At 49.5% G+C, this 10,379-nt stretch carries 12 protein-coding genes, 1 pseudogene and 1 riboswitch; of the genes and pseudogenes, 3 read left to right on the forward strand and 10 right to left on the reverse strand.

From position 1 onward, the window contains the following. Positions 1–104 precede the first annotated feature (104 nt). The 10 genes from ytfJ to ACFQNG_RS13890 form a co-directional block, all read right to left on the reverse strand. The gene (gene ytfJ, locus ACFQNG_RS13845) at positions 105–584 is read right to left on the reverse strand and encodes a GerW family sporulation protein (protein ID WP_379865855.1); all 480 of its coding nucleotides are present in this window, start codon (positions 582–584) and stop codon (positions 105–107) included. Next, complete coding sequence (locus ACFQNG_RS13850) at positions 585–1,247, reverse strand: DUF2953 domain-containing protein (protein ID WP_379865857.1); 663 nt, start codon at positions 1,245–1,247, stop codon at positions 585–587. A 210-nt stretch (positions 1,248–1,457) separates the two neighbouring features. Next, positions 1,458–1,916: a PTS sugar transporter subunit IIA gene (locus ACFQNG_RS13855; protein WP_379865859.1), complete on the reverse strand. Its 459-nt coding sequence runs from the start codon at positions 1,914–1,916 to the stop codon at positions 1,458–1,460. Positions 1,917–2,992: 1,076 nt separating this feature from the next. Further along, entirely contained in the window at positions 2,993–3,637 is a 645-nt protein-coding gene (gene scpB, locus ACFQNG_RS13860; protein WP_379865861.1) for an SMC-Scp complex subunit ScpB, read from the reverse strand. Beyond that, positions 3,634–4,398: a segregation and condensation protein A gene (locus ACFQNG_RS13865; RefSeq protein WP_379865863.1), complete on the reverse strand. Its 765-nt coding sequence runs from the start codon at positions 4,396–4,398 to the stop codon at positions 3,634–3,636. The genes scpB and ACFQNG_RS13865 overlap by 4 nt, the downstream gene beginning before the upstream one ends. A gap of 17 nt (positions 4,399–4,415) precedes the next feature. Beyond that, a complete protein-coding gene (gene ribH, locus ACFQNG_RS13870) occupies positions 4,416–4,886 on the reverse strand; it encodes a 6,7-dimethyl-8-ribityllumazine synthase (RefSeq protein WP_379865864.1) in 471 nt (156 codons plus the stop codon). Positions 4,887–4,906: 20 nt separating this feature from the next. Further along, positions 4,907–6,100, reverse strand: coding sequence for a bifunctional 3,4-dihydroxy-2-butanone-4-phosphate synthase/GTP cyclohydrolase II (locus tag ACFQNG_RS13875; RefSeq protein ID WP_379865866.1), 1,194 nt, complete (start codon positions 6,098–6,100; stop codon positions 4,907–4,909). A 17-nt stretch (positions 6,101–6,117) separates the two neighbouring features. Continuing rightward, positions 6,118–6,768: a riboflavin synthase gene (locus ACFQNG_RS13880; protein WP_379865881.1), complete on the reverse strand. Its 651-nt coding sequence runs from the start codon at positions 6,766–6,768 to the stop codon at positions 6,118–6,120. Positions 6,769–6,786: 18 nt separating this feature from the next. Then, a complete protein-coding gene (gene ribD, locus ACFQNG_RS13885; RefSeq protein WP_379865868.1) occupies positions 6,787–7,878 on the reverse strand; it encodes a bifunctional diaminohydroxyphosphoribosylaminopyrimidine deaminase/5-amino-6-(5-phosphoribosylamino)uracil reductase RibD in 1,092 nt (363 codons plus the stop codon). 170 nt (positions 7,879–8,048) lie between these two features. Beyond that, positions 8,049–8,186: riboswitch (FMN riboswitch) on the reverse strand. 281 nt (positions 8,187–8,467) lie between these two features. Further along, entirely contained in the window at positions 8,468–9,427 is a 960-nt protein-coding gene (locus tag ACFQNG_RS13890) for a COX15/CtaA family protein (RefSeq protein ID WP_379865869.1), read from the reverse strand. 136 nt (positions 9,428–9,563) lie between these two features. Between ACFQNG_RS13890 and ACFQNG_RS20970 the strand changes: the two genes are divergently transcribed. The 3 genes and pseudogenes from ACFQNG_RS20970 to tnpA all read left to right on the forward strand — a co-directional run. Beyond that, positions 9,564–9,746 carry a DUF6597 domain-containing transcriptional factor gene (locus tag ACFQNG_RS20970; protein WP_465261215.1) on the forward strand — a complete coding sequence of 61 codons (183 nt, stop codon included), beginning with the start codon at positions 9,564–9,566 and terminating at the stop codon, positions 9,744–9,746. Continuing rightward, positions 9,743–10,006: a DUF6597 domain-containing transcriptional factor gene (locus ACFQNG_RS20975; RefSeq protein WP_465261217.1), complete on the forward strand. Its 264-nt coding sequence runs from the start codon at positions 9,743–9,745 to the stop codon at positions 10,004–10,006. The genes ACFQNG_RS20970 and ACFQNG_RS20975 overlap by 4 nt, the downstream gene beginning before the upstream one ends. Positions 10,007–10,162: 156 nt before the next feature. After that, a pseudogene (gene tnpA / locus ACFQNG_RS13900) lies at positions 10,163–10,364 on the forward strand (IS200/IS605 family transposase); the annotation flags it as partial. Positions 10,365–10,379 lie beyond the last annotated feature (15 nt).

A 10,379-nucleotide genomic window follows, 5' to 3' on the forward strand; every position in this document is an offset into this window, starting at 1 on the left:
ATTGCTTCGTCCGGGTTTGTACCAATATATGCAGGGGAGGCGAGAATATGTAAAAACGACACGGCGTTGCTGCGGTGTCGTTTCCGTTCCTTGCACAAACCTTATTAAAATGGGTCACATTGCCCATTGTTTCTATTGGTCTTATTCTTTTTGGCCATATTCTTAAGCTGTTCCATCAGGGAAGGCACCATATCCATGGCCCGGTCAATCAAATGCGTGTTCCCATCCATGTTCAATAGCCGGATGCCTGTTTCACCGATCACAATAAAACCGACAGGAGTAATGGAGATCCCTCCACCACTTCCGCCGCCAAATGGGAATTTGCCGTCTTGCTCTTTTCCTCTGCCGTTCGGATCTCTTCTTTTGTCACCATCTCCCGTGCCATGCGTTTTCTTGTCTTCCTCCGTCGTGCCCTTAAATTCGCTGCCCCCTGCCGCAAAACCAAATCCCACTTTGGAGACGGGGATGATGATCGTTCCTTCATTCGTTTCCACTGGATCGCCAATGATCGTATTGACATCCACCATTTCGCGAATGTTTTCCATTGCGGTTTTCATTAAGTTTTGAATCGGATGCTCAGACATTTAACGAACTCTCCCTTTCCGCATATGAAATAATAACCGTTTGATGCCAATGATAGCATGCCCGATCTTAAAGTGAATTATACTATGCAGATGCGTTTCTATGACCGGCGTTTGAAATTGAGGATCAACATAAAGTTCCGGAGGCTGCCGCCATTTGATATACTGGCTGACCCAACCCACGAGGGTGGATTTCACTGTCCACGCCACACCTGTCAAAATGCCGGCTTCCGCCGCGTCTCCCGTTCCGATACGTGTCTTCCAAACCAGTTTTTCACATGTTACTTTGCTTAAAAACCAGCGAATCGTTTGATGAAAAAACGAGATGTTTTCCACTAATTCACGATAGGACTCTTTCATTTTCTTGATCTTCCGCTTGTTTACCATAACATCTGCTTTTTTTTGCGTCGCTTTTGTCGCCGCCCCATCCACGTTGGATTCCAATTTGGCTTGGGATTCCACTTTCATCCCTTGATCGATCCCTTCCCATTGTAATTGGGGGATGGCGAGGCGATACCGAAACAAGCCTCCCCAAGCGGAAATGATGACTTCACCACGATCATTCCCCTGTTCACGTTTAAATACCATCTCAATGCGGAGTGTGGTAAACCAAATTACAAAAATAAAAAGAACAAACAGCCCTAAAACAAGCAGCAAAAAAAACAACAACCCCACCACCTGCCATTATTCGGTATTTTTTGCAGGAAAGAAGGGTTGTATACCTCACGTCGCACAATTTTTACTTTATCCACATTAATGCCATTCCCAAGATAATCCCGATTAGGCGAACGTCCCAATCGTCAATCGCGTTTTTCGCCGTTCGCTTCAATCCTAAGCTTCGATAACAATTTCGCTCACATTGAATTCAACGATCATTCAGTCCAGACCCACTCCATTTGAGTACCGGCGGATAATGGACAAGATCTCTTCTGGTTCATCACTTTGGATGATTGTTTGGATGTTCTCCTCCCGCGAAAACAAATTAGACAGCTCCGCAAGCGCATGCAAATGCGAGTGATTATCTACTGCGGCAAGGACAATCACCAAGTGAACTTCTTTCCCTCTGCCAAATGAAACGCTTTCTTTTAACCGCAGCAAACTCATCGATAACTGATTGACTCCCAATTCGGGCCGGGCATGGGTAATTGCCACATGGGGGGTAAGTACCACATACGGCCCCAGTTGATCTATGATATGAATCATCGCGTGGACATAATTTTCCTCGATATATCCCAACTTGAGCAAAGGAAAAGATGCCACCCGAATCGCTTCTTTCCAATGAGAGACAAAATCTTTAAATACGATCGTTTCTCTCGTAATAAGTTGGTGTAACAAAACAAAAGCCCCCTTTCCAGTGATATCCCCTTCCGATCAAACCATTCATCAAATAAGTGCAATTATTCTAATAATGAATTATATTATTTTGCAGAAACATATAAATATTCGTATTTAAGAATAAAAAATGCTGCATTTACATTAATAATCATTATCCAATAATTTACTTAAATATTCTATCAACTGGTCGTTTTTCCTGCTTATTTTTTCCAAGCATCATCCCTTTACTTTTTATGGTGATTTCACCATCTGCAACGATCTTATCTTATATAAACATAATAAAACTGCCACTTTTCTATTATAAAAACAAATGTCGCATTTGGGAACCTTGCAAAAAAAGAAGCAGTCTCCCAGCCGCCTGAGTGACTGTTTAACCAACTCTTGCCTTATTAAATGCAAAAACGCCTCATCCCGACCAATCCCAATGATATCAAGGATTTCCGCTGTTTTTATCTAAATGCAAATTTGCAAAAATCAGTCGTTACCCTGGTAGAAACACGAATCATTAGAGACACTACTATGGCAGAAAGCAGTCGTTACCTTGGCTGGAAATTGTCTGAAAAGCAGGTGTGACAAGCCTTTTGCAATGTGAACATAGACGTTGATGTCAAGAACCTCCTTGGAACCGAACAAAATGTAACGCTGCCACACAAGTGGTTTGGTAATAGAGAGTATTTGCCCTTCCTCTGGAACGGGCTTTATTTTTTGAGAAGAGGACACCCTCTTGTATCCGTCCTACCCCTTTTTAAAGAGCATAAGCCCGAATCTCCTCATGTCTTCAAGGACAACCGTCAAAGTAATGGAGAATGGGGAACAAAATAAAAAACCCTCCTTTGAGGGCTCTTGACTACATGTTATTTTACAAATAGAACCACTTAACTCATTATTTCTTCGCAAGCATTTCACGGATGATGGCTCCACAAGTATAAACGGTTTCATCACTTGCGCGGTGAAACGAGGAATTTCCCTATGCTTGTCTGTCTCACACTAACAGCCTCCACTACCCTGTTACTCACTTTCTTATCATACAAAAAAGAGGGCCGCCACGGACCCTCTTTTGGAATATTTGTGACTGGTCAACCCTCCGGAACGGGTTCAAACTGTTCCTGTTCCGCTTGCTCCGTTTCCATATCCGGCTCATGGGCAGCCGGTTCCACACCCAGACGCTCAAACAGATCTTGTCGTTCTTGCTCCCATTCCTGCCAATCGAAGATCGAATCCGCCGGTGGGAGTTCATCAATGTGATTTAACCCAAAATAGTCGAGGAATTCACGGGAAGTGCCATACAAAATGGGCCTGCCCGCTCCTTCAGCCCGCCCCACTTCACGGATCAAGCCTTTACGCTGCAACACTTGAACCACACGGTCGCTTTTCACTCCCCGAATCTCTTCAATCTCTATGCGCGTAATCGGTTGGCGATAAGCGATAATGGCCAGCGTTTCCAACGCGGCCCGCGACAGTTGCGAGCGATTGGGGGCTTGCGCCAATTTTTCAAAATAAGCAGCATGCTCTGGGAGTGTAGTCATTTGGTAGACTTGCGCCACTTTGACAATTTGCACCCCGCGCTGTTGCTCTTTCCAGTCCACCCGCATATCGTGGATGAGCAGTTCCACATCCTTCTTGGCCATTCCTGTGACTTCCGCTATTTCTTTCACACTTAAGCCATCCTCGCCCGCGGCGAAGAGAAGTCCTTCGACTATGGCTTTCATCTCCTGGCTCATGCTTGGCTCCCCTCCACTTCTAACCGCTCAATCAAGATTTCCCCAAATAAGGAGTGTTGCCGGCAGACGATTTTTTTCACCTTCATCAGTTCCAACAAGGCCAAGAAGGTGGTGATCACCCGTTCTTTCGTAAGCACATCCCAGCGCAACAGCTTCGTGAAAAAGAGTTGCCCTTGTTCCAATAAGTCCTTATAAATCTCATCCATCCGGGCACTGACGGAAATCTCCTCCCGAGCCACCTTCGTCATGGGCTCAGGCGGTTTGCGATTTTTGAGGGCATCGACGAAGGCTTGCAGAAGGTCATCAGGCGTAAGCCCCTCGACCGGATTGGCTTCCGGCGTATACGAGGAAAGATCCATCGCCGGGCGAGAGTAGACTTTGCTTCGTTCCTCTTCCCGTTCCCGCAACACTTCACCCAACCGTTTGAACCGCTTATACTCCAACAAGCGTTCCACCAGTTCCGTGCGCGGGTCAACAAACCATTCCTCTTCACCATAGTCGTATTCATCTTCCAATATTTCTTCTTGTCTTGGCAGAAGCATGCGACTTTTGATGGCCAGCAAGGTGGCGGCCATCACCAAAAACTCACTGGCCACTTCCAATTCCAGCTCCTGCGCCTCGTACAAAACTTGCATGTACTGTTCCGTGATCTGCGCAATGGGAACTTGATAAATATCGACTTCCGCTTTTTCGATCAGATGCAATAATAGGTCCAATGGCCCTTCAAATAGGGCCAGTTTGATTTTCACATCATGCGCCATGCTTTTTCCTCTTCCTGTTAGCCACTAATTTGCCGCATCAGATTGGCCATTTCAATCGCGCTGACAGCCGCTTCCGCTCCTTTGTTTCCCGCTTTGGTTCCGGCCCGCTCGATGGCCTGTTCAATCGTCTCTGTCGTCACCACCCCAAAAATCACGGGAAGTTGGTGGCGGATGCTAGCTTGAGCCACTCCCTTGGAGACTTCGTTGCACACATAATCATAATGGCTGGTGGCCCCACGGATGACGCAACCAAGCGTAATAATGGCATCATAGCGATGCGTCGCCGCCATTTGGTCGGCAATTAACGGAATTTCGTAAGCCCCAGGTACCCAGGCTACGGCAATTTGGTCGTCGTCCGCCCCATGCCGTTTTAACGTGTCGACAGCGCCTTCCAACAGTTTGCCCGTAATAAAATCATTAAAACGGCTGACCACGATCCCAAATTTCAATCCTTGCGCTACTAACTTTCCTTCATATATTTGTGGCATCTTTAGGTTCCTCCTCTATTTTACAGGGACAACAGGTGCCCTAGCTTCTCTTTTTTTGTCATCATGTAGTGCCGGTTCTCTTCCCGGGGTGGGAAAACAATCGGCACAACTTCCGTCACTTCTAAGCCATATCCTTTCAATCCCGTGATTTTGCGGGGATTATTGGTCATCAGCCGCATGCGCCGAACGCCCAAGTCGCGCAAAATCTGCGCCCCGATTCCATACTCGCGCAAGTCCGGCTGGAAACCGAGCCGCACATTGGCTTCAACGGTATCCAATCCCTCTTCTTGCAGTTTATACGCTTTGAGTTTGTTAATCAGCCCAATGCCGCGCCCTTCCTGGCGCATATACAGAAGCACCCCTGTCCCTTCTTCCGCAATCCGCTTGAGTGCGGCATGAAGCTGGGGACCGCAATCGCATCGATGCGAACCAAACACATCCCCCGTCAAACATTCGGAGTGCACACGAACCAGGATCGGCTGATCCGAATCAACCTGCCCTTTGACGAAGGCGACATGTTCTTTCCCATCCACCTGGTTGGAATAACCGATCATGGTAAAGTCGCCAAACTCCGTCGGCAGGTGGATGGACACTTCCCGCTTCACTAACGTTTCCGTGCGGCGACGATACTCAATCAAGTCTTGAATGGTGATCATCTTCAGTTGAAACCGTTCTGCGATCTCTGCCAGCTCGGGCACCCGCGCCATCGTTCCATCTTCGTTGATCACTTCACAAATGACCCCGGCAGGATAGGCACCACACAGTTTGGCCAGGTCAACCGCCGCTTCTGTGTGGCCCGCCCGCCTCAGCACGCCCCCAGCTCGGGCAATCAATGGGAAAATATGCCCAGGGCGGCGGAAATCCTGCGGTTCGGCAGCGGGATCAATCAATTTTCGAATCGTATCCGCCCGCTCAAACGCGGAAATGCCTGTCGAGGTGGCAAGCGCATCCACCGATACCGTAAACGCCGTGCCATGCCGATCGGTGTTGTGTGTGACCATGGGCGGCAGGTCCAACGCTTGGGCACGCTCTTCTAAGAGTGGGACACAGACCAATCCGCGGCCATGGGTGATCATGAAATTAATCACCTCAGGGGTGGCCCGATCAGCCAAGGCGACAAAATCCCCTTCATTTTCCCTTTCCTCATCGTCGACCACAATTATGACTCGGCCTTGCTTCAACTCGGCCAATGCTTCTTCAATCGTATGAAACATCCTCACTTCCCCCTTTATCAGCCGAGAAACCCGGCTTTCTTTAATGTCTCCATCGATAACGAATCATGCGCAGTGGCTGGTTTGCCTTTTACCCATTTGGCCAAATACTTGCCGATCATATCACACTCGATGTTGACCTGATCGCCAGGCTTCGCCTGCTGCAACTGGGTATGGTGAAGCGTGTGGGGAATGATGGACACCGAAAACGCATCCGCCTCCACATCCACCAGAGTGAGGCTGATTCCATTGACGGCAACGGAGCCTTTGGGAATCATGTAATCGGTCAGGGCGGGTTCCACTTGAATGCGGAAAACCACCGCATTGGCTAAAGGCGTGATCGACTGGATGGTGCCCACTCCATCGACATGCCCTTGCACAAAGTGGCCTCCCAAACGATCCCCCACAGCCAACGCCCGTTCCAAGTTGACCGGAGCTCCTGCATGCAGGTGCCGAAGATTGGTTCGTTTCATCGTTTCTGGCATCACATCGGCGCAGAACACATCCGTTCCCATCCGGGTCACCGTTAAGCAAACGCCATTGACCGCGATGCTGTCCCCCAATCTCGTCCCCTGCAGCACTTGCTTTGCCTGCACGGTCAACTCCATCGCCGCCGGTTGTTTTTTCACATGTATCAATTGGCCCACTTCTTCAATGATTCCTGTAAACACAGCCATCCTCCTTCAGTGTCACGCATCCAGATAACCTGTGACACAGATGTCTTGATCAAATTGGGTGACACGGACATCCTTTAGCGAAAGGGACGATTGCATCCGGTGCGGGTTTTCCCCCTCAACCGGGGTGGGACTGTCCTTTCCGCCCAGCAACCTGGGAGCGATAAAGGCAATCACTTTTTGCACCAGGCCTTGTTGCAGGAAAGCTGCGTTGACCGTGCCTCCGCCTTCAATGAGCAAAGACAGGATCCCCTCTTTTCCCAACACCTCAAGCACCTTTTCCAAATCGACTCGCGAGGCCGTACCCGTCGAGACAATGCGCACGCCTTTATCGCGAAGTCTCCGTTCCCGTTCGCGGTCCCGTTCTTCCGTCGTGAAGATCCACGTGGGAGCCTCGCTCACCTCTGTAATGGCTGCATCCAACGGGGTTTGTAGGCGACTATCCAAAATCACGCGCACTGGATGGTTTCCACCCGGAATTAATCTGGCAGTCAATTTTGGATCATCAAAGAGTACGGTCTGAATTCCAACCAGGATGGCATCATGCTGATGACGCATCAAATGAACATGCTCGCGCGAAGCTTCACCTGTAATCCAACGGCTATCTCCCGTAACGGTGGCAATCTTGCCATCCAACGTCATGGCGGTCTTCAACGTGACAAACGGCCGCCCCGTGCGCCGATGAAAAAAATAAGCCTCGTTCAACCGTTGGCATTCTTCCGCCAGCACTCCTTCAATCACCTCGATCCCCGCATCGCGAAGGCGGGCGATCCCTCTCCCCCGCACCTTCTCGTCAGGATCAACGGTGCCAATCACTACACGCCGAATGCCGCTGGCGATGATCTTTTCAGTGCAAGGCGGCGTGCGCCCGATATGATTGCAGGGTTCCAATGTGACGTATATGGTGCTCCCCTCCGCTTCATGGCCGGCCATATCGATCGCATGCACTTCGGCATGGGGCGTTCCCGCTTTGAGGTGAGCACCCGCCCCCACCATCTTGCCATTCTTCACAACCACCGCCCCCACCATCGGGTTTGGCGAAGTCTGCCCGGTTGCCGCCCGCGCCAACTCTAACGCTAACCGCATCCAATCCTCATGCGCTTTCACCTATTCACCCCCCTTAATAAAAAAACCCCGCTTCCAAGCTTAAGCATGGAGTCGAGGCGTTTTTTCAGAAGAAGCAGGTTCATGTACGGACTTGAGCATTTGCGCATAGCAAAATAAGCCTTTAGAAGAGCGTTTTTCAAAAAACTCCCCCAAAGGGTACACGACACCTGTTCATCCTTCTCCCATCCAGACTATACTGTCGGCTCCGGAATTTCACCGAATCCACCGCACGAATGCGGGTCACGGGCTGAGAGGCCGATTGCCCCATCACCGCCGGTCGGGATTTTCACCCTGCCCCGAAGGATGCAAAACATTGATTCAATTATCCATTACTCCTCCAACCATATGAACAGAATTGACCGTTCATTAGTGATTGTATCAAAAAGAAAGAAAACTGGCGAGAGTGAATCAAACAATTTTCTCTCTTTCACTGAATTTACGCTTCCCGGTCGCACCCCAAGGAACACGTGCCAGAGACAAATAAATTTAAGCGATCATAAATAAACCGACCACTCAATCTTTTTTCAAACCAAAAAACCGGCTCGGCCTGAATGGAGTTTCAAGCCAAGCCGGTATTGCCTCATAATCTTCATGTCGTCACAGGATTGGAAGAGATCTCTGTCCTTTCCAACTTCCGTTTCCAGGGCCAACCGCCTTGCATGCAAAGATAGCAAATCACGGAGAAATAAATGGAGATGATCGTGGTGTGCACCAAGGCCGCCACCAATTGACCACCCGTCTTGACCGTAACGATCCCCGTCACCGCCTGCAAAGTGATCAAGCCCAAAGCCAACCAGCCACCGCGCACATAATCGCGACGGTCACGATACGCTTTCAGAATCGCGATCAGGAAGAGCAAACTGAACAGCCATAGGGAATACGCCCCATAACGATGCAGCATGTGGATCCCCGCAATGGAAGTGAAATCGGGGAACAGCGTCGTTCCGCATCCAGGGAACGAGAAACCACAGCCCATGGTCGCATCGGAGTGACGCACCAGCGCCCCCGTATACACGATCACATACGTCCATGCGGCCAGACCCCAGGTGGCGATTTTCATCCCTTTGCCGACCGGGCGGGACTCACCACCCACCGCTTTCTGTTGCTCAAATAGCGTCACTGCCAATAAGACCACGCTGGCGAAAGAAATCAATGAAAACCCGAAGTGAAGGGCGAGGGCGAACTTCTTGGTGAAATCACCTTCAAATACAACGGTAAGCGCCCCGAGCCCACCTTGCAACACGACGAAAAAGAGGCTCATAAAACCCAATGTTTTGATGCGCACATTATCTTTAAACGCGATCCAAGACCATACCGTTAATAGCAAAATAAGAAATCCGTCGATACCTGAAACGACGCGGTGACTCAATTCAATCACGGTCGCGATCGGCATCGATTCAGGAATCAATTGCCCATGGCAGAAGGGCCAGGAGTTCCCACAGCCTTGCCCTGATTCCGTTTTGCTGACGATGGCGCCCATCAGCAACATAACATAAGCACCAACTGCAGTAACCACTGCCAACAGGCGTAAGATTCGAAGCTGTTTCATGCGACATCCTCCTCCGTCCACTTCCCATCATAACACACTCCCCATCTCCCGTGAAAATCTTGTCAATGAATCGGCACAAACTGCTCACATTGTGGCACAATACTCCTGGGATGCTTCGGAAAGGAGACGGACGTCAATGTACCGAGAATTCACACCCCCTCCCGCCCTTCAACCCTATGTGCGTTGCCTCTGGACATTGGAGCGCCACTATGGCGGGAAAGATCGTGAAGTCATCTGGCCGGATGGCTATGTGGAGCTTTTGTTTCATTTCGGGACAGCCTACATTGGCAAAATCGAAAGTTGCCTTGCAGTTTTGTGATCGGCCCCTTATCCCGCTATCTTACGCGGGACGCGGCAGGCCCATTGCGTTTGTGGGGGGCGCGCTTCTATCCATGGGGATTCTTTCCCCTGCTCCGGATCCCCATGGTGGAATTGCGCGACCGGATCATCCCGTTTGCCGACCTGTGGGGAACGGCCACGCGGGAAGATCCCCCAATCCATTCATTGCACCATCTCAACCAACCGGATATTTTGCTTATTCGAAGGAAAATTGTTTTTATATCCGACTCCATTCATTGATGTCATTTTTTACAGATTTTTACCGGCTGAAAGCCCACGGTTTCAAGCGTGGGATGAAAGACGGCGTTGCTCGGTATCCCCATAAAGGAGATGCTTAGAGCAACTATTTTTTTCTTTTGATGTTGCAGTTTGCGGATCGAACGGTTAGATCTGGATATGGAACAAGACTATAGAAGAACAAGAACAAGGGTCTCTTTAATCAACTATCATTTTGTTTTCTGTCCGCGCACGAAGAAAAGTACTGGTGAATCAAGTAGAAGAGCGATTCAAGGAACGGGTGACCGAAATTTGTGAAGAGAATGAATGGGTGATTGTCGCTATGGAAGTCATGCCTGATCATTGTCATTTGTTCTTGAACTGTCCCATCTGGTAA

Origin of the sequence: Laceyella putida (genome assembly GCF_042665195.1) — a bacterium.
GTDB classification, from domain to species: domain Bacteria; phylum Bacillota; class Bacilli; order Thermoactinomycetales; family Thermoactinomycetaceae; genus Laceyella; species Laceyella putida.

Excerpts from the sequence above, each read along its gene's own strand:
- ACFQNG_RS13865 (WP_379865863.1), bottom strand. The coding sequence starts at position 4,398 with ATGGCGCATGATGTGAAAATCAAACTGGCCCTATTTGAAGGGCCATTG.
- ytfJ (WP_379865855.1), bottom strand. The coding sequence starts at position 584 with ATGTCTGAGCATCCGATTCAAAACTTAATGAAAACCGCAATGGAAAAC.
- ACFQNG_RS20970 (WP_465261215.1), top strand. The coding sequence starts at position 9,564 with ATGTACCGAGAATTCACACCCCCTCCCGCCCTTCAACCCTATGTGCGT.
- ribH (WP_379865864.1), bottom strand. The coding sequence starts at position 4,886 with ATGCCACAAATATATGAAGGAAAGTTAGTAGCGCAAGGATTGAAATTT.
- scpB (WP_379865861.1), bottom strand. The coding sequence starts at position 3,637 with ATGAGCCAGGAGATGAAAGCCATAGTCGAAGGACTTCTCTTCGCCGCG.
- ACFQNG_RS13875 (WP_379865866.1), bottom strand. The coding sequence starts at position 6,100 with ATGTTTCATACGATTGAAGAAGCATTGGCCGAGTTGAAGCAAGGCCGA.
- ACFQNG_RS13890 (WP_379865869.1), bottom strand. The coding sequence starts at position 9,427 with ATGAAACAGCTTCGAATCTTACGCCTGTTGGCAGTGGTTACTGCAGTT.